This is a genomic window from Pseudomonas sp. AF32 (genome assembly GCF_022342325.2).
Lineage (GTDB): Bacteria > Pseudomonadota > Gammaproteobacteria > Pseudomonadales > Pseudomonadaceae > Aquipseudomonas > Aquipseudomonas uvaldensis.
This window is the reverse complement of the sequence record NZ_RQJK02000018.1, coordinates 26,996-45,208: the sequence shown is the minus strand read 5'-3', so window position 1 is coordinate 45,208 and position 18,213 is coordinate 26,996. Positions and strand designations below refer to the sequence as shown.

General features: G+C 61.5%; 22 protein-coding genes. 15 read left to right on the top strand and 7 right to left on the bottom strand.

What is annotated here, in order from left to right:
* Nucleotides 1–116: 116 nt before the first annotated feature.
* Nucleotides 117–956, bottom strand: coding sequence for a UTP--glucose-1-phosphate uridylyltransferase GalU (gene galU / locus EGM97_RS17520; RefSeq protein ID WP_011061681.1), 840 nt, complete (start codon nt 954–956; stop codon nt 117–119).
* A 235-nt stretch (nt 957–1,191) separates the two neighbouring features.
* On the opposite strand from galU, the gene EGM97_RS17515 reads away from it, so the two are divergent.
* Nucleotides 1,192–1,404 (top strand): hypothetical protein, encoded by a 213-nt coding sequence (locus EGM97_RS17515; RefSeq protein ID WP_053157491.1) that lies wholly within the window; start codon nt 1,192–1,194, stop codon nt 1,402–1,404.
* Nucleotides 1,405–1,458: 54 nt separating this feature from the next.
* On the opposite strand, the gene EGM97_RS17510 is transcribed toward EGM97_RS17515, so the two are convergent.
* Nucleotides 1,459–1,809 (bottom strand): hypothetical protein, encoded by a 351-nt coding sequence (locus EGM97_RS17510; protein ID WP_238961813.1) that lies wholly within the window; start codon nt 1,807–1,809, stop codon nt 1,459–1,461.
* Nucleotides 1,810–2,011: 202 nt separating this feature from the next.
* On the opposite strand from EGM97_RS17510, the gene EGM97_RS17505 reads away from it, so the two are divergent.
* From EGM97_RS17505 to ada, 5 genes are all read left to right on the top strand, one after another.
* Complete coding sequence (locus EGM97_RS17505) at nt 2,012–2,314, top strand: DUF1883 domain-containing protein (protein WP_053157497.1); 303 nt, start codon at nt 2,012–2,014, stop codon at nt 2,312–2,314.
* Nucleotides 2,315–2,344: 30 nt separating this feature from the next.
* Nucleotides 2,345–2,515, top strand: a complete 171-nt coding sequence (locus tag EGM97_RS17500) for a hypothetical protein (protein WP_172679664.1) — start codon at nt 2,345–2,347, stop codon at nt 2,513–2,515.
* 104 nt (nt 2,516–2,619) lie between these two features.
* Nucleotides 2,620–3,348: a 2OG-Fe(II) oxygenase gene (locus tag EGM97_RS17495; protein WP_238961812.1), complete on the top strand. Its 729-nt coding sequence runs from the start codon at nt 2,620–2,622 to the stop codon at nt 3,346–3,348.
* Nucleotides 3,335–4,015, top strand: a complete 681-nt coding sequence (gene alkB / locus EGM97_RS17490) for a DNA oxidative demethylase AlkB (protein WP_477788825.1) — start codon at nt 3,335–3,337, stop codon at nt 4,013–4,015. Before EGM97_RS17495 ends, alkB begins: the two co-directional genes overlap by 14 nt.
* A gap of 88 nt (nt 4,016–4,103) precedes the next feature.
* Entirely contained in the window at nt 4,104–5,177 is a 1,074-nt protein-coding gene (gene ada, locus EGM97_RS17485) for a bifunctional DNA-binding transcriptional regulator/O6-methylguanine-DNA methyltransferase Ada (RefSeq protein WP_238961811.1), read from the top strand.
* Here ada and EGM97_RS17480 read toward each other — a convergent pair.
* Nucleotides 5,141–5,629, bottom strand: coding sequence for a GyrI-like domain-containing protein (locus EGM97_RS17480; protein ID WP_238961810.1), 489 nt, complete (start codon nt 5,627–5,629; stop codon nt 5,141–5,143). The two genes, ada and EGM97_RS17480, sit on opposite strands and share 37 nt — an antisense overlap.
* A gap of 147 nt (nt 5,630–5,776) precedes the next feature.
* Between EGM97_RS17480 and EGM97_RS17475 the strand changes: the two genes are divergently transcribed.
* From EGM97_RS17475 to EGM97_RS17440, 8 genes are all read left to right on the top strand, one after another.
* A complete protein-coding gene (locus EGM97_RS17475) occupies nt 5,777–6,850 on the top strand; it encodes an NAD(P)H-dependent flavin oxidoreductase (RefSeq protein WP_238961809.1) in 1,074 nt (357 codons plus the stop codon).
* A gap of 183 nt (nt 6,851–7,033) precedes the next feature.
* Nucleotides 7,034–7,783: a molybdate ABC transporter substrate-binding protein gene (modA, locus tag EGM97_RS17470; RefSeq protein WP_238961808.1), complete on the top strand. Its 750-nt coding sequence runs from the start codon at nt 7,034–7,036 to the stop codon at nt 7,781–7,783.
* The gene (gene modB / locus EGM97_RS17465) at nt 7,784–8,464 is read left to right on the top strand and encodes a molybdate ABC transporter permease subunit (RefSeq protein ID WP_238961807.1); all 681 of its coding nucleotides are present in this window, start codon (nt 7,784–7,786) and stop codon (nt 8,462–8,464) included.
* Nucleotides 8,465–8,467: 3 nt separating this feature from the next.
* The gene (gene modC / locus EGM97_RS17460; protein WP_238961806.1) at nt 8,468–9,547 is read left to right on the top strand and encodes a molybdenum ABC transporter ATP-binding protein; all 1,080 of its coding nucleotides are present in this window, start codon (nt 8,468–8,470) and stop codon (nt 9,545–9,547) included.
* A gap of 241 nt (nt 9,548–9,788) precedes the next feature.
* Nucleotides 9,789–10,826, top strand: coding sequence for a DNA topoisomerase IB (locus EGM97_RS17455; protein ID WP_238961805.1), 1,038 nt, complete (start codon nt 9,789–9,791; stop codon nt 10,824–10,826).
* Between the two features lie 145 nt (nt 10,827–10,971).
* Nucleotides 10,972–11,535: an ATP-dependent Clp protease proteolytic subunit gene (locus tag EGM97_RS17450; protein WP_238961804.1), complete on the top strand. Its 564-nt coding sequence runs from the start codon at nt 10,972–10,974 to the stop codon at nt 11,533–11,535.
* A 220-nt stretch (nt 11,536–11,755) separates the two neighbouring features.
* A complete protein-coding gene (locus tag EGM97_RS17445; protein ID WP_003182983.1) occupies nt 11,756–11,935 on the top strand; it encodes a con-10 family general stress protein in 180 nt (59 codons plus the stop codon).
* 60 nt (nt 11,936–11,995) lie between these two features.
* Nucleotides 11,996–12,223 (top strand): hypothetical protein, encoded by a 228-nt coding sequence (locus EGM97_RS17440; protein ID WP_238961803.1) that lies wholly within the window; start codon nt 11,996–11,998, stop codon nt 12,221–12,223.
* 127 nt (nt 12,224–12,350) lie between these two features.
* Here the strand turns inward: EGM97_RS17440 and EGM97_RS17435 are convergent, their stop codons facing one another.
* Both EGM97_RS17435 and EGM97_RS17430 read right to left on the bottom strand, forming a co-directional pair.
* Nucleotides 12,351–13,106, bottom strand: coding sequence for an OBAP family protein (locus EGM97_RS17435; RefSeq protein ID WP_238961802.1), 756 nt, complete (start codon nt 13,104–13,106; stop codon nt 12,351–12,353).
* Nucleotides 13,107–13,197: 91 nt separating this feature from the next.
* Nucleotides 13,198–13,731 carry a DUF3087 family protein gene (locus EGM97_RS17430; RefSeq protein WP_238961801.1) on the bottom strand — a complete coding sequence of 178 codons (534 nt, stop codon included), beginning with the start codon at nt 13,729–13,731 and terminating at the stop codon, nt 13,198–13,200.
* A 218-nt stretch (nt 13,732–13,949) separates the two neighbouring features.
* Here EGM97_RS17430 and ppnN point away from each other — a divergent pair, with 218 nt between their 5' ends.
* The gene (gene ppnN, locus EGM97_RS17425) at nt 13,950–15,323 is read left to right on the top strand and encodes a nucleotide 5'-monophosphate nucleosidase PpnN (RefSeq protein ID WP_238961800.1); all 1,374 of its coding nucleotides are present in this window, start codon (nt 13,950–13,952) and stop codon (nt 15,321–15,323) included.
* A gap of 130 nt (nt 15,324–15,453) precedes the next feature.
* Here the strand turns inward: ppnN and EGM97_RS17420 are convergent, their stop codons facing one another.
* A complete protein-coding gene (locus EGM97_RS17420) occupies nt 15,454–16,122 on the bottom strand; it encodes an HAD family hydrolase (RefSeq protein WP_238961799.1) in 669 nt (222 codons plus the stop codon).
* Nucleotides 16,123–16,303: 181 nt separating this feature from the next.
* On the bottom strand, nt 16,304–17,650 hold the full coding sequence (locus tag EGM97_RS17415; RefSeq protein WP_238961798.1) for an MATE family efflux transporter: 1,347 nt from the start codon (nt 17,648–17,650) through the stop codon (nt 16,304–16,306).
* Between the last annotated feature and the right edge of the window lie 563 nt (nt 17,651–18,213).

The following is an 18,213-nucleotide window of genomic DNA, read 5'->3' as shown; positions in this document are numbered from 1 at the left end:
GCGCAAGTGTGGTGAGGGGATTCACCCCCTCACCACAGGTTTATTTCAGGCAGGATACTGGCGAAAAAAAACGCCCCGAACCAGTCGGGGCGTTTTTCAAGGTACGGCGCGGGCTATCAGTAAGCCTTGCCAGTCTTGTAGAAGTTCTCGAAGCAGAAGTTGGTCGCGTCGATGTAGCCTTCGGCGCCACCGCAGTCGAAACGCTTGCCCTTGAACTTGTAGGCCATGACGCAGCCGTTCTGGGCCTGTTTCATCAGCGCGTCGGTGATCTGGATCTCACCGCCCTTGCCTGGCTCGGTCTGTTCGATCAGATCGAAGATGTCCGGGGTCAGGATGTAACGACCGATGATGGCCAGGTTCGATGGGGCATCTTCAGGTTTTGGTTTCTCGACCATGCTGTGAACGCGGTAGATGTCGTCGCGGATCATCTCGCCGGCGATCACACCGTACTTGTTGGTTTCCTGCGGATCGACTTCCTGGATCGCCACGATGGAGCAGCGGAACTGCTTGTACAGCTTGACCATCTGGGTCAGGACGCCGTCGCCTTCCAGGTTGACGCACAAGTCGTCCGCCAGTACCACGGCGAAAGGTTCGTCACCGATCAGCGGACGGCCGGTCAGGATAGCGTGGCCCAGGCCCTTCATTTCGGTCTGGCGGGTGTAGGAGAACGAACACTCGTCCAGCAGTTTGCGAATGCCGACCAGGTATTTTTCCTTGTCGGTGCCCTTGATCTGGTTTTCCAGCTCGTAGCTGATGTCGAAATGGTCTTCCAGCGCACGCTTGCCACGACCCGTCACGATGGAGATTTCATTCAGGCCCGCATCGAGGGCTTCTTCGACACCGTACTGGATCAGTGGCTTGTTCACCACCGGCAGCATTTCTTTGGGCATGGCTTTAGTCGCTGGCAGGAAGCGAGTACCGTAACCGGCTGCTGGGAACAAGCATTTCTTGATCATATGAATCCTTGTAAAGGCGGTGTGTACGACGAATTTCGGCGCAGTCTAATCAGGCTGCGGACACCTTACAATGCCCGCACTGGCTAACCGATGCCATCATAGAGAAATAAACCGGCGGATAGTTCAATCGCCCTTTCGTTTCGAGGGGCCGGCGGTCTCGTTGGAGGCCCGCAAGCACTGTTTTCGTGCAGATGAAGTATCATGCGCCCCTTGATCACGCCAATGAGGTCACTCGATGTCTGCAACACGAAACGCAAACGGTTACTCGGTCAGCCAGGGAAAGGACGGACAGTGGTGGATCATCAACTACCACGGCGAGCAGGTGGCCGGTCCCCTGCCCAGCAAAGCGATGGCGGTGGAAGTGGCGGCAGTCTTCCACGACGAACGCCCAGCTCCGGCGGCCAAGACGCGTGAGCGGGCTCCCGCAGGCACCCCTCGCAAGAAGTAAGCGGACGGATCGCCTCGGTGCATCGGGCCCCTGGGGAAGCCGGCCCCTGAGCCCTTAACCGGAGATGCAAGCGTTGGCCGCGTCCTGCACGTCGCCGGGCCGCACCGGGACATTGGACATGCTCTCGTGAAGCTTGACGCTGCTGCCACTGGAACGCTCTTCAATGTCGAACACCGCTGCCGGAAGGGACGACAGCTTGCCGGGAATAATCAACCGGACCCCGTTCTTGTGCGGTTCCATCTGCAAGGCACCACGGCTGCCGGCCAATTGGTCGGCAACACACTTGGCATATTCGTGAGGTTTCTTGCCGGAGATGAAGCTCATGGTGGGCGGCGTCTGGTTGATGTCCGATACCGATGCACATCCACCCAAGGCCAATGCCAATACCCACACGCTGCGCTTCATATGTTTCCTCCAATAAAGACCCTCCGACAGTACAAACGGAGTTTTTCTCCGGCCCGCGTCGCTTTTTTATCCGGCATCGTTGCGATAAGTGGGCAAGGCCCGCAACACAGGTCGGCTATTCACCCACGGTGCTGATAAACTGCACCTCTTATAGCAGTTCCTGCCGTTTTGTTTTGCCTAGAAATGCCCTTCTGGAGGCGCCATGAAATTCATCCACCAGCGCGAGCACCTCAACGAAGACGACATCGTTGTCATCGAGTGTTCCCAAATGTGCAACATCCGCCTGATGAGCGACGCCAACTTCCGCAGCTTCAAGAATGGCGGCCGGCACACCTACCATGGCGGTGCGTTCGATAAATTCCCGGCGAAAATCACCGCCCCGAGCACCGGTTTCTGGAACATTACCATCGACACCGTCAGCCGTCGCGCCATCAGCGTCACGCGCAAGCCCAACCTGACCCACAAGATCAAGATCATCCGGCGCTCCAGCTCGAAGCTGGGCTGAGCAATAATCACTCTGATAGCAGGTTGAACCGTGGCCCAGACGAGCAAATACGTCATCAAATACAAACTCAACGGCGAGCGCCGCTTTGAATTCGCACAATTGCAAACCGGCACCGAGGAAGAAGCCCGGGCGGCGCTAGAGGCGTTGCATGGGCAGACCGATGATGTCATCAGCGAGGTCAGGGTCAGTAAGGCGCTGTAGCAATCATCCCGATGATTGCCTGGTGAGATGAACCGCAAGATCCGGAGTGGCGCCCGTCCAGGCGGTTGTCAGACTGACCAATCCTTCTACCAGGGATTGTCTTCATGTCACCCGTCGCTCATCTGCCGTCGCAGCCCCTACCTGTACAAAACCCCAACTGGCCGGACCTCGAACACAGTCTCGACCAGGACGGCAGTGCAGTCATCCGCAACCTGCTGCCGCCTACCCTGTGCCGGCGGCTCAGCAGCCTGTACGCCGAGCCGGAGCATTTTCGCTCCCGGGTCATCATGGCCCGGCACGGCTTCGGACGTGGCGAATACCAGTATTTTCGTTATCCGCTACCCGACATCGTTCAGCAGTTGCGTCAGTCGTTGTACCCGGCGCTGGTGCCCATGGCCAACCGCTGGAACGAACGCATGGGCATCGACGTTCGATACCCCGATGACCATCGCACTTTTCTTCAGCGCTGCCATGACGCCGGGCAACTGCGCCCCACTCCCCTGTTGCTGCAATACGGCCCGCAGGACTACAACTGCCTGCATCAGGATCTCTATGGGGAACAGGTCTTTCCCTTGCAGGTAGCGATCCTGTTGTCCGAGCCGGGCCTGGATTTCACCGGCGGCGAGTTCGTCCTCACCGAGCAACGCCCGCGTATGCAGTCGCGGCCGCAGGTCATCGGTCTGAAACAGGGCGATGCGGTGGTGTTCGCCGTGCATCAGCGGCCCGTCAAGGGCGTTCGCGGTTATTATCGGGTGAACATGCGCCACGGTGTCAGCTGCGTGCACAGTGGCAGGCGACATACGTTAGGAATCATTTTTCATGATGCGCAGTGACAACACCCCGATCACGTTGGATCTGTTTGCCGACCAGGCCCCCTCCACGCCTGGCCAGACCGAACGGATCGGCCAGCAGGCATTCGTGCTGCGCGGGTTCGCCCTACCCTGGCTGGAGCGTTTGCTGCCGGACCTCGAAGCGGTCTTGCGGGCCGCGCCGTTCCGGCAGATGGTCACGCCCGGCGGCTTTACCATGTCGGTGGCCTTGAGCAGTTGCGGGGCGCTGGGCTGGACCACCGACCGCAGCGGCTATCGCTACACGTCCCGTGACCCGCAGTCCGGCCAGCCCTGGCCCGACATGCCGGCAGTGTTCCGGGAACTGGCCCAGGCGGCTGCCCGAGCGGCGAACTTCGAGCATTTCGAGCCCGATGCCTGCCTGATCAACCGCTACGTACCCGGCGCACGGATGTCGCTGCACCAGGACAAGAACGAGCGCTCACTCACCGCGCCCATCGTGTCGATATCCCTGGGCCTGCCGGCAGTGTTCCAGTTCGGTGGCTTCGAGCGCAGCGACAAGAGCCTGCGCGTCCCCTTGTTCCATGGCGACATTGTGGTCTGGGGTGGCGTGGACCGGTTGCGTTATCACGGCGTGCTGCCGCTCAAGGATGGCGCGCATCCGCAACTGGGTGCCCAACGGATCAACCTGACATTCCGCACCGCCGGATAACGATGCACAATTCAACCGCAAGACCCGGAGTGTCGGCATTTTCCAGGCTGGCTACTGTAGCCAAAACGGGCCACCGGACATAACGACCATGAACAATCCTTCGAATACCCTTGCTCCTGAACTGGACCCACGCTGGGCCGCCGTGCTCGCCCGGGATCCGCGCGCCGACGGGCAATTCGTATATGGCGTGAAAACCACCGGTATCTATTGCCACCCCAGCAGCCTGTCGCGCCTGCCCAACCCGCGCAATGTCGAGTTCTTCGACACGCCGGAACAGGCCCAGGCGGCGGGATACCGCCCCAGCAAGCGTACGGCCAGGGACCAGACCCAGATCGCCGCCCAACAAGCGGCACGGGTCGCGGCAGCCTGCCGGCAGATCGAGGCGGCTGACGAACTGCCAGGCTTGAATGAGCTGGCGCGCAATGCCGGCTTGAGCCCTTTCCACTTTCATCGCGTATTCAAGGCGGTCACCGGACTGACGCCCAAGGGCTATGCCGCCGCCCACCGCTCACGCAAGGTACGCGAACGCCTGGCCGATGCCGGGTCTATCACCGAAGCGCTGTACGACGCCGGTTTCAATTCCAACAGCCGTTTTTACGAAGCCGCCGATAAAGTGCTGGGTATGAAGCCCACCGACTACCGGGCCGCCGGGCAGAACACCGACATCCGCTTCGCCGTCGGGCAGTGCTCCCTTGGGGCGATCCTGGTGGCACAGAGCGAACGCGGCGTCTGCGCGATCCTGCTGGGGGACGACCCGGACGCGCTGGTGCGCGACCTGCAGGATAAATTCCGCCGTGCCAACCTCATCGGTGCCGACCGGGAATTCGAGCAACTGATTGCCCAGGTGATCGGCTTCGTCGAAGCGCCGGCGCTGGGTCTGGATTTGCCGTTGGACCTGCGCGGCACCGCGTTCCAGGAACGGGTCTGGCAGGCCCTGCGGGACATCCCGCCGGGCAGCACTGCCAGCTATGCCGAAATCGCCCAGCGGATCGGCCTGCCCAAGGCCGTTCGCGCCGTCGCCCAGGCCTGCGGCGCCAACAGCCTGGCCGTGGCGATCCCCTGCCATCGGGTGGTGCGCAGCGACGGCAACCTGTCGGGCTATCGCTGGGGCGTGGAGCGCAAGCGTCAGTTGCTGGCGCTGGAACGCTCGTCCGAGGACTGAACGCCGATGTAGATCGCCACTGAATCGGGGCCACTATAGACCTCGAAATCGGTGGCGAAACGGCGCAGGGTTTGCGGGTTGTCGGCAAAGTAGGCCCAGATCAGGCCCCAGGTCTGGATCACGCAGTCAGGCATAGGCCCGCTGGCCGAAAACACCAGGTAATCCCCGCCCTCGATGTCCACGGCGGGGTAGCCTGCGCTCGTTGCGTCCACCTGCACCCCGGCCGTCACATCGAAATGCCCCGTGGCGTCGGACTCATAGTTGGAGTACACCCCATAGACAAACGATTCCGACTGCCGGGCCGGGATTTTGTCGAACAGCCCTTCGGTGAAAAACCGTTCCCACATCGGACCGATCCTGGCCGTGTCGGGCTGCTGCTCGTCGGCGTTGCGGGTGCGCACCTGCAAACCGGCCACGGTGAAAGGTTCGACTGCCTTGAGTTTGACGTCCATGGTGCAGGCTCCTGAGAAAGTGAAGCACGCATGGTAATCCTCTCCATCGAAGGATCAAACGGTCGCTTTCGATTGAAAAACTCGACTGGCCCTGGCCGGGGTACACCTGCTAAAACGCTGTTTCATTTCGCCTCCGGAGCTCCACACATGAGCCAATGGCCAGACACCCGCATTCTCGATCTGCTCGGTATCGAACTCCCCATTATCCAGGGTCCCCTGGCCGGCGTGACTGGCCCGGCCATGGTGGTCGCCACCTGCAAGGCCGGCGGACTGGGCTCGATGCCGGCGGCGATGCTGGATGTCGAGCAGTTGCGTCAGGCACTGACAACCATCGGCGAACAGACCGACAAACCCTTCAACGTGAATTTTTTCAGCCACCAGCCGCCGGTGTTCAATGAGGAACGCGCCGAGGCCTGGAAGCACCGGCTCAAACCTTACTACGAGGAATTGGGTGCCGATTTCGATGCGCCAACGCCCGTGTCCAATCGCACACCATTCGACGATGCGGCCTGCCGGGTCCTTGAAGAGCTGCGGCCGAAAGTGGTCAGCTTCCATTTCGGCCTGCCGGAGCAGTCCCTGCTGAATCGGGTGAAAGCCACGGGAGCGAAGATTCTGTCGTCGGCGACCACGGTCGAGGAAGCCATCTGGCTGGAGCAGCACGGTTGTGATGCGATCATCGCGATGGGCTACGAGGCCGGCGGCCATCGCGGGATGTTCCTCAGTGACGACCTCAATACCCAGGTGGGCCTGTTCGCCTTGCTGCCCCAGGTCGTGGACGCGGTGAAGGTGCCGGTCATCGCCGCCGGCGGTATTGGCGATGCGCGGGGCATCGTCGCCGCGTTTGCCCTTGGCGCATCGGCAGTGCAACTGGGCAGCGCCTATCTGTTCACGCCCGAGGCCAAGATCAGCGCGTCCCATCACCGGGCGTTGCGCACGGCCAAGGAAAGCCAGACAGCGGTGACCAACCTGTTCACCGGCCGACCGGCGCGGGGCATCGTCAACCGGGTGATGCGCGAGGTGGGCCCGATGAGCCCGCTGGCCCCGGCCTTTCCTCTGGCCGGTGGTGCGTTGATGCCGTTGCGCGCCAAGGACGAAGCGGACTTCAGCAACCTCTGGGCCGGCCAGGCGTTTCCCATGGGGCGCGAGTTGCCCAGCGCCGAGTTGACCCGGCGACTGGCTGAGGAGGCGTTGGCGCTGTTGCAGGGTCGGGGTAAGGCCTGAGGGTGGTGGTTGCCTGATCGAACGTGATCGTCGGATCGCCGCCCGGAACAGGCTCCCACAGGGAATGGCAGGCCACCGCAACATCCGGGCAGGTCAGTGGCCGACAAAATGCCGCGTTCCGTTTGCCAGGCATTCGCTATATATTTCCGTATATAGCGAACTTGCCCCTACGGAGCCTTGCCCATGCACCTCCCCCGTTTCTCGCTGTTGCTGCTTCCCTTTCTGATCATCGGCACCGTTCAGGCCGATGAGGTGCAGGTGGCGGTCGCCGCCAATTTCACCGCGCCGATCCAGGCCATTGCCGCCGATTTCGAAAAAGACACCGGGCATAAACTGGTGGCGGCGTACGGCGCCACCGGGCAGTTCTACACGCAGATCAAGAACGGCGCGCCATTCGAGGTGTTCCTCGCCGCCGACGACACCACCCCGGCCAGACTCGAAAGCGAAGGCAACACCGTCAAGGGCTCGCGCTTCACCTACGCCATCGGCACGCTGGCGCTATGGTCGGCCAAGGACGGCTATGTCGACGACAAGGGCCAGGTGCTCAAGGACAACGCCTACCGACACCTTTCCATCGCCAACCCGAAAGCAGCGCCCTACGGCCTGGCTGCAACCCAGGTGCTGGACAAGCTGGGGCTGACCTCGCAGGTCAAGAGCAAAATCGTCGAGGGCCAGAACATCACCCAGGCGTATCAGTTCGCCTCCACCGGCAACGCCGAGCTCGGCTTCGTTGCCTTGTCCCAGGTGTACAAGGACGGCAAGCTCAGCAGCGGTTCGGCATGGATCGTCCCGGCCGAACTGCACGATCCGATCAAGCAGGACGCGGTCATCCTCGACAAAGGCCGGGACAACCCCGCCGCCATGGCTTTGGTGGACTATCTCAAGGGCCCGAAAGCGGCTGCCATCATCCAGGCCTATGGGTATCAACGCTAAATGCCACTGACCAGCGCCGACTGCGCCGCCATCTGGCTGACCCTGAAACTCGCCTCCGTGACCACGGTGATCCTCCTGCTCATCGGCACGCCCATCGCCCTGTGGCTGTCGCAGACCCGTTCCTGGCTACGCGGGCCGGTGGGTGCCGTGGTGGCGTTACCGTTGGTGCTGCCGCCCACGGTCATCGGCTTCTATCTGTTGTTGGCGCTCGGGCCGAACGGCTGGCTCGGTCAACTCACCCAGGGCCTCGGGTTAGGTAGCCTCACCTTCAGTTTCGCCGGGCTGGTGGTCGGCTCAGTGATCTATTCCATGCCGTTCGTGGTGCAACCGTTGCAAAACGCCTTCGCGGCCATTGGCAACCGTCCGCTGGAGGTCGCCGCCACCTTGCGCGCCGCCCCATGGGACACGTTTTTCAGTGTCATTGTGCCCCTGGCCCGGCCCGGCTTCATCACCGCCGCGATTCTTGGTTTCGCCCACACCGTCGGCGAGTTCGGCGTCGTGCTGATGATCGGCGGCAATATTCCGGAAAAAACCCGAGTGGTGTCGGTGCAGATCTACGACCATGTCGAAGCCCTGGAGTACGCCCAGGCTCACTGGCTGGCGTCGGCGATGCTGCTGTTCTCGTTTCTGGTGCTGCTGGCGCTGTATTCCAGTCGCAAAACCCGGTCCGGTTGGAGCTGATCGATGATTCAAGCGCGTTTTCAGCTCGACCGTGGGGATTTTTCCCTCGACCTGGATGTGCAGTTGCCGGGCCGTGGCGTGACCGCGCTATATGGTCAGTCCGGGTCCGGCAAGACCACCTGCCTGCGCTGCATGGCAGGACTCGAGCAGCCGAAGCAGGGTTTTATCGAGGTCAATGGTCAAGTCTGGCAGGACACCGCACGCGGCGTGTTCGTACCGCCTTATCAACGGGCATTGGGGTATGTATTCCAGGAGGCGAGCCTGTTCGCCCACCTGTCGGTGCAGGCCAACCTGACGTTCGGCTTCAAGCGTATCGCGCCGGCACAGCGGCGGGTGAGCCTGGATCAGGCGACCGAACTGCTGGGCATCGGCCACCTTCTGGATCGACAGCCGCACACCCTGTCCGGCGGCGAACGCCAACGGGTGGGTATCGCCCGGGCGTTGTTGACCAGCCCGCGCCTGCTGTTGATGGATGAACCCCTGGCCGCGCTCGATACCCGGCGCAAGAACGAAATCCTGCCCTATCTGCAACGTTTGCACGATGAACTGGATATCCCGGTGGTGTACGTCAGCCATTCCCAGGACGAAGTGGCGCGCCTGGCCGACCATATCGTGCTGCTCGATGCCGGTCGTGCCCTCGCCAGCGGACCGATTGGCGAAACCCTGGCCCGGCTCGACCTGCCGCTGGCGCTGGGGGACGACGCGGGCGTGGTCATCCAGGGTAACGTCAGCGGTTATGACGCCGGCTATCAGTTGCTCACCCTCACGCTCCCCGACAGTCAATTGGAGGTGCGCGTCGCCCATACGCCGCTGGCCTGCGGACGACCACTGCGCTTCAAGGTCCAGGCACGGGACGTCAGCCTCAGCCTGGCGAACGACGCCCACACCAGCATCCTCAACCGCCTGCCGGTCACGGTGATCAGCGAACTGGCCGCCGACAACGCCGCCCATGTGCTGATCCGCCTGGAAGCGGCCGGCACCCCGCTGTTGGCGCGCATCACCCGTTACTCGCGTGATCAGTTGCAGTTGCATCCGGGGCAATCGTTGTGGGCACAGATCAAGGCAGTAGCGGTGTTGGCGTAAGCCCCGAGGCATCCAAGTGACTCTGTGGGTGTGACTCTGTGGGAGCGAGCCTGCTCGCGACGGCGGTCTGTCTGTACCGATGATGTTGAGCGTGCCAACGTCATCGCGGGCAAGCCTTGCTCCCACAAGTGGGCCATTGCCACGCCCACAAGGTCCAGGGCTTAAAAATCCGGCACGACCGCAACGGCCTGCGGTCAATGAATCCATAGGCTTCCCCGGATCTTCCGCCAAGGATTCTTTCATGCCCGACACCCCGCCCCCGCACGCATTGCCGCCCGACCTGCATTATGTCGACGACAGCGGCCCCGGCATCACCCGCAAGAAGTTACGGGGCAAATTCTGTTATTTCGACCCGCAGGGCCAGCGCATCACCGACGCGGCTGAAATCCAGCGCATCAATGCCCTGGCGGTCCCGCCGGCCTACACCGACGTCTGGATCTGCCCCGACCCGCGCGGCCATCTCCAGGCCACCGGTCGAGATGCCCGTGGGCGCAAGCAGTATCGCTACCATGCACGCTGGCGCGAGGTGCGCGACGCCGACAAATATTCGCGCATGCTGGAGTTCGGTCGCGCCCTGCCACGCCTGCGCAAACGCCTGGAAGCGATCCTCGCCACGCCCGGCTTCAGCCGCGACAAAGTCCTGGCCACGGTCATCACCTTGCTGGACGTGACGCTGATTCGCGTCGGCAACACTCAGTACGCCCGGGACAATCGCTCCTACGGCCTGACCACCCTGCGCAATAAGCATGTCGAGGTGAACGGTAGCGCCATCGCTTTCCAGTTCCGAGGCAAAAGCGGCGTCGAACACCAGATCACCGTCAAGGACCGGCGCCTGGCGCGGATCATCAAGCGCTGTCAGGAAATACCCGGCCAGAACCTGTTCCAGTACCTGGACGAGAACGGCGAGCGCCACAGCGTCACCTCATCGGACATCAACGCCTACCTCAAGATCCTCACCGGCGCCGACTTCACCGCCAAGGACTACCGCACCTGGGCCGGTAGCGCAGCGGCACTGGCCGGGCTGCGCACATTGAGCTGGGACACCGAGACGGAGGCCAGGAAACACGTCGTCGAAATGGTCCGCCAGGTCGCCCAGCAATTGGGCAACACACCGACCGTCTGTCGTAAATGCTACATCCACCCGGCCGTCCTGGAGGGCTTCCTGCTCGGAGCCCTGAGAGAGCTGCCCAAACCCCGGGTACGCAAGGGTCTCAGCGAAGAAGAAGCCGCACTGGCGATGTTTTTGCAGCGGCTGGCGCAAGCCGCCGAAGCCTGCTGATCGAAACATCCGACGTCCGAGACATCCGCCACGGCCCTGCTAGGCTCTGTACGAAAGAGGAACATCCGACAGCCTGAGAACTCCCAACTGTACGGCGCCGCCGATCCGCAGACACTTCAACGAATGAAGTCGACAGGAGCTTGAGATGTCCGAACATATCGTCCACTTTCATTGCCAGATCGATCAGGGAACTACGGAACGCTTCCGGGACAATTGTCTGGAAGCCATCGAAAAAGGCGCCGACTCATTGATGCTCAACCTCTCTACAGTGGGCGGCAGCACCAATTTCGGCTTTACCCTCTACACCTTCATCAAGTCATTGCCCGTGCCGGTGCGCGCCGTGAATGCCGGCAACATCGAGTCGATGGGCATCGTCATGTACCTGGCCGCCAGCGACCGCACCACCACGCCTCATTCGCGCTTTTTGATCCACCCGATGAACTGGTATTTCGGCCAGAAATCGGTGGACCATTCCCGCTTGCGCGAATACCTGTCCAGCCTGGACAACGACGTGGCGCGGTACGTGGAGATCTACGTCAAGGAAACCGCCGGCGCCGCCACTCAGTTGGATATTTTCAAATGCCTGTGCGCCGAGGAGCGGGTCATCCCGGCGGAAAACTCTCTGGCGTTCGGCATTGCGCATCGGGTCGAGCAGGTGGTGTTTCCAGCGGATGCCAAGCACTGGAAAGTCAGCGGAGGCGACGATTGACCGGCTGCAAGACGTTGGCCTCTTTAAATATTCCACTTGTAACCATTCATGGCGCCCGTAACTTTCAAGCGAAGCGGCTGTACAACTTCCAAGCGCAACGGCTGTATAACTTTTTTACCACTCGTCGCCAGCGAAACGATTTTTTTAAACTTCCCGCCGGCATTTTCTTTCACAGTAATGCGAGGCAGTTACTCGCTTAACCAAAATGAGGAATCTCGAAATGGCTAATAGCGGAAACAAGAACCCAGGTAACTTCGCAAACGACCGTGAGAAAGCTTCCGAAGCCGGCAAAAAAGGTGGACACGCTTCGGGCGGAAACTTTGCCAACGACCGGGAAAAAGCCTCCGAAGCCGGTAGGAAAGGTGGCGAACGCAGCCATGGCGGCGGCAGGAAATCGTAACCCGGAGGACCGTTGGGGCGCAGTCCGCTGCGCCCCGGCGCTTATTTTGTCGAGGTCAGCATGAGCCATCAGGACCGATTCATTGTCAGCTTTATCGCCAACGGGCAACCCGACAGCCGGGTGCTGGAGGCCGACACCGAGACGCTCAGCGTCGGCGAAGCCGAGGCCCTGCTGAGGATTTCTTTCAGCGAACTCAAGGGCGTTGAACTCAGTGACATTCAAGTTCAGAAAAGAACCCGACCCACAGAAGAAGAACATGGGGTGCCGGGGCACTTTAAACAACCCTGATTATTTACCTTTAGCAGTGCGTTAATTAAACATCCTGCCCTTCACTTCGCCTGGCTTACTCTTGCCGTCATAACGATCCGGTGGCGAGAGAACTTGTCCCCCTCACCAGCCGATTCATTTCCAGGCATCAATGGGCGTGTTCGCCTGTCGGATCCTTGATCTGCCACACCCGCCCTTTCTGCCAGGCATCCGCACCAGGATCCACCGCCGGGGTTTCGATACGGGCCCGGGCGCGCTTCTTCGCTTCACTGTCCACCCCCATGCGGCTGTCGCGTTCGCGCACCCGTTGCGGGTCGATCTGCCCGTCCGCGGTAAACCCCATCATCAACTGCGGCACGCCGTAAGGCAGTGGGTTGCCCTGCTCGGGATGCCAGGTGTGCCAGGTCTTGCCATAGGTGCCCACCAGCTTTTCCATCAGCCGGGTTTCCGCCACGTCAGGGATGCCGGGGGCGATCAGTTGTCCGGATTTCACTTCATGCGCATGGCTGTGCCACAGTTGCTTCTCGCTGGCGGGCAAGCCTTCGAACAGCCGCTTGCTGATGATGTATTCCACACCCATCAACTTGGCGCGGGAAGTGTTGCCGTCGAAGATGGCGCACTGGAAGACTTCCTCGTTCAGCGCCGTGCAGTAGTGATGGGCTTCCATTTGCCCGGACATCCGGCCGTTGTAGAAATGAAAGCCGTCGAGATACGTATCCAGCGCCTGCAGCGGGGGTTTGTCCTGCAGCACGCCAGCCCCGGCTTCCAGGGTGATGGTGCTCGGAGTCTTCTCGGCCCCGGGTACGCTCACGGACGAATCGGTATTACCACCCGCGCAACCGCTCAACCCCACCGCCGCGGCACATATCACCGCCCAACGTCCCTTGGTATTTTTTCCTTGCATGTCGTCGCTCCTTTTCCATGACTGTCCATGAGAAAGGGATCCTGCGCAGCGGGTTTGATTTTCCTGTTGGCAAACCGACGAGCGGATCGTTTCAGCGTGGCTTGGAAGCCCGTTTCACCGCCTCGATCCAGGCAGGCTCCAGGCGCGGCTGGTGAATATCCAGGCCCAGCGCCTGCATGGCCGCCACATGCTCGGCAGCCTCTCGCTCCAGCGAACCCTGGGCGCTGGAGTTGGCGTCCAGTTGATGCATCTGGGCCAGTCCCAGGTGATAAAACCTCAGCACTTTCATGGCGACCGGATCCCCAGCCTCCACGCCGGCCTTCACCTGGTGCATGACGTTGGTGATACTCATCAGGCTGCGCTTGAGCTGCCAGCCGTACACCGCTGCGGCCATCCACGGCTGGGACCAGAAATACAGGCGCATCAGCACGACCATCGCCAGTACGGCTGCAATGACTCCCCCCAGGTTGAAACGAAAGTTATCGCCCCCGGGCGTGCCGAACAGCATCACGGCGAGGCTGGACAGCAACATCGCCAGTGCCAGGAACACCACCGCAACAATGAGCGTGCTGCGTCGAGTCTGCTGTCGGTAGAGAGCGGCGTCCCACGGTTTGATTTCGAACATCGCGATGCTATTTCCTCGTACGGGCGCAAAAAAGTGTCGCGCATTATCGCCTGAACGGTCGATTTAGCTATGCTGGGGCTCATTTTGCGTTGCAACCGACCCGACGGGTCCGGATCAAAGTCCATGGCGGTACCGCAAGGATCATGCGATCTTCTGCGTGGACGGTTTTTACAAGATGCCGTCGCTGTGTGCATGGCATCGTTTTCAAGGAAAGCTGAATGACTCAAAGACATGTAATCAACGCCTCGGTCAGCCCCAAGGGCAGCCTGGAGACCCTGTCCCAGCGCGAAGTCCAGCAACTGAGCGAAGCCGGTTCCGGCAGTATCTATACCCTCTTCCGCCAGTGCGCCCTGGCCATCCTCAACACCGGCGCCCATGTCGACAACGCCAAAACCATCCTGGAAGCCTATAAGGATTTCGAGATCCGCATTCACCAGCAGGACCGGGGCGTACGCCTGGAATTGCTGAACGCGCCGGCCGATGCCTTCGTCGACGGCGAGATGATCGCCAGCACCCGCGAGATGCTGTTCAGCGCCCTGCGCGACATCGTCTACACCGAGAACGAACTGGACAGCCAGCGCATCGACCTCAGCTCGTCCCAGGGCATCAGTGACTACGTGTTCCATCTGCTGCGCAACGCCCGTACGTTGCGCCCGGGCGTGGAGCCGAAGATCGTCGTGTGCTGGGGCGGTCATTCGATCAACACCGAAGAATACAAATACACCAAGAAGGTCGGCCACGAGCTGGGCCTGCGCAGCCTGGACATCTGCACCGGCTGCGGCCCGGGCGTGATGAAAGGCCCGATGAAGGGCGCGACCATTGCCCACGCCAAGCAGCGGATCCATGGCGGTCGTTACCTGGGTCTGACGGAGCCGGGCATCATCGCCGCCGAGGCGCCGAACCCGATCGTCAACGAGCTGGTGATCCTGCCGGACATCGAGAAACGCCTCGAAGCCTTCGTGCGCGTCGGCCATGGCATCATCATTTTCCCGGGCGGTGCCGGTACGGCGGAAGAGTTCCTGTACCTGCTGGGCATCCTGATGCACCCGGCCAACCAGGACCTGCCCTTCCCGGTGGTCCTCACCGGGCCGAAAAGCGCCGCGCCATACTTCGATCAACTGCATGCCTTTGTCGGCGCGACCCTGGGCGAGGCCGCCCAGAAACACTACCAGATCATCATCGACGACCCGGCCGAAGTGGCACGCAAGATGACCCAGGGGCTCAAGGAAGTGAAGCAGTTCCGCCGTGAGCGCAACGACGCCTTTCATTTCAACTGGCTGCTGAAAATCGACGAAGGCTTCCAGCGCCCCTTCGACCCGACCCACGCCAACATGGCCGGCCTGGGCCTGCGCCGCGACCTGCCGGCACACGAACTGGCCGCCAATCTGCGCCGAGCGTTCTCGGGAATCGTGGCGGGCAACGTCAAGGACAAGGGCATCCGCCTGATCGAGGAACATGGTCCCTACGAAATCCACGGCGACGCCGCCATCATGGAACCCCTCGACCGCCTGCTCCAGGCGTTCGTTGCCCAGCACCGCATGAAACTGCCAGGCGGCGCGGCGTATGTGCCCTGCTATCGGGTGGTGACCTGATCTGACTGGGTCACCGCAGATCAAATGTGGGAGCGAGCCTGCTCGCGATGGCGTCGGTACATTCGACATCGATGCAGGCTGACCCGCCGCTATCGCGAGCAGGCTCGCTCCCATAGGGGGCCGGCAGTGGTTATGAAATTGTGTACAGCCCCATCATTCCGGCTTCATCTACCGTGACGCCAAGCCCCCGGTAATCTTCGATCGAAGGGTGGCGGGTCAAGAGCGGATGCGTATGGGTTGCCGTCACGACCAGCACATCCGCTCCCGCCGCCTCACCGGCTTGGATACCGGCGTGGGCATCTTCGAACACCAGGCATGCCTGCGGTGCCACCTGCAAGCGCTCGGCGGCCAGGCGATAGCAGGCGGGGTTGGGCTTGCCGTCGCTCACGTCTTCGGCGGTGACCATCACGCGAGGGCGCGGGATGCCGGCCGCTTCCATCCGACGCAAGGCCAATGCCATCGGCGCCGAGGTGACGATCGCCCATTGCTCGGGCGGCAGGCTTTGCAGCAATGCCTGCGCACCGGCAACGTCCACCACCCCCTCCACGTCCTCGATTTCTTCGCGGGTAATCTGCCTGGCCTCGGCCTCGGCATCCACCCCCGGCAGATGCTGGCGAGCAATGGTGTCAACGGCACGCACGCCATGGATGGTCGGCAGGAATGTCGCCACGTCCACGCCGTGACGCAAGGCCCAACGTGTCCAGATGCGCTCGGCGGCGGCAATGGAGTTGAGCAGCGTACCGTCCATGTCGAAGAGGAAGGCGCGGTAAGTGTTACTCGGTAAAAGACTGACTGGCATCGGATCCTCGGTGGAGATGTGAGAATGTGGGTCACTGTAACATCACCCGACAGCGCATCCTTCTGTGGGAGCGGGCTTGCTCGCGAAAGCGGTGTGTGTCATTAACCCCTTCAGTGACTGATACCCCGCCTTCGCGAGCAAGCCCGCTCCCACAAAGGGACTTGTGGTGATCAAAAATGCTCTACACCAACCGCTCGATCGACTGATGCAGCCACACACGCCGGTAATACACCGTCTGCAACAGCAGCATGCTCAGGTAAGCCACGGGAAACGCCATCCACACGCCTTGCAGGCCGAAGTGCGCGTCCAGCAGATACGCCGCCGGCACCTGGACACCCACGATGCAGAAAATGGAGATCGCTACCGTCGGCAGCACCGTACCGCTGGCGCGCATAATGCCGCTGACGATTGCCTGGAAGCCGAACACCAGCAGGCTCCAGAGCATGATGTGCAGCAGGTGTTCGGCCTGGACCCGCGCCGCCGGGGCGGTGATGAATAACCCCAACAGCCAGTGGGACAGCAGGTATCCCAGCAGTACTAGCCCGCCTGTCAACCAGACGTTGATCATCAGGCCCGTGTGCAGGATCGGCCCCAGGCGTTCCAGGCGTCCGGCGCCAATGGCCTGGGCGCCGAGGATCGAGGCGGTGATGGCAATCGACAGCGCGGGAAATTGCACATAATTGACGATCTGGGTCACCGCGCCATAGGCCGCCGTGGCCTCCGAACCATGACGGTTGACCAGGCTGAGAATCACCAGCTCCGACAGCGAAATCACCACCATCTGCAACCCCGTGGGCAGGCCGATGCGCAGGACCTTGGCGAGGATGTCCTTGTCCAGGCGCATCGCTGCGAAGAAGGCCCGGTCCGGCGCCAGGGCATGCTCGCGGCGATTGAGACGCCATACCAGCATCGTCATGGCCGCTGCGGTGCCAATCAATCCTGCCAGCGCCGCACTCTGGATCCCCATCTGCGGCAACCCCAGCCAACCGCGAATCAATGCCGGCGTAAGCAACAACCCGACGCTGGTGGACACCAACAATGCCAACAGCGGTGAAAACGTATCACTCACTCCCCGCAGCAGTTGGGTGAACAGCACAAACACCAGCAGTATCGGCAGGGTCCACATCATGACCCGGGCGTAGGACACGGCATCGTCCAGCACATCCATCGGCGTGCCCAACCCTTGCAGCGCCTGGCGGGCAAAGACGCTGCCGAGCACGGCCGCCGTCAGCCCGATGATCGCGCCCAAGAGCAACGTAGTACCGGCAATGGCCTTCACCTTACCGGTTTCCCGCGCGCCGTAAGCCTGCCCGATCAACACCCCGGCTCCCGCACCCAAGCCGATCACCAGCGCGATGAAGAAGAACAGGATCGGAAACATCCCCGACACCGCCGCCAGTGCCTGGGTGCCCAGCATCTGGCCGATGTAGATGCTGTTGAACGTGCCGGACATCGATTGCAGGAAATTGGACAAGACCATAGGGGCGAGGAACAGCAGATAGGTTTTCCAGAGAGGCTGGTCGGGCATGGGGGCTCTGATGGTGGGTTCGACAATTCGGGTGCCCATAATCTAGCTCAATCACGACACTTCATAGAATTGACTCGAACCGCTTTTGTGGCGAGGGCGCGTGAACAATAGCTTCGTCAGTCCGATTCGACATTTCACGAACTGCGTCTAATCTGAAATAGCACAGTGCCACGTACTGAGTAGGCTTCTGCCTACAGAGGTCGGAAATCGGACGACTGGTCTTCAAGTCATATCCGGGATCGCAGATAACCAGTTATTCGCCAATAACCTGTTAGCAACACTGTTCAAGGACCGAACCATGACGTCGTACCCACACGGTCATTCTTTCGCCCCAACCCAACCCCGTATCCTCTGGAGCACCGTGCTCGTAGCCATCGTCGCCGCTGCCGGCGTGCTGCTGCTCAACGGCTCCAGTGCACAGAACCTGGGTTTGAGCGCAGTGCTCCTGGCCGTAGGCATCGGTGCCGGAGTCTGGGACGCACGCTCGCAACGTCGCCGGTTCGATAACGCTTTTGCCGCCGCCACTGCGCGCCACGACCTGCACACCATCGAGCAGGCCAACC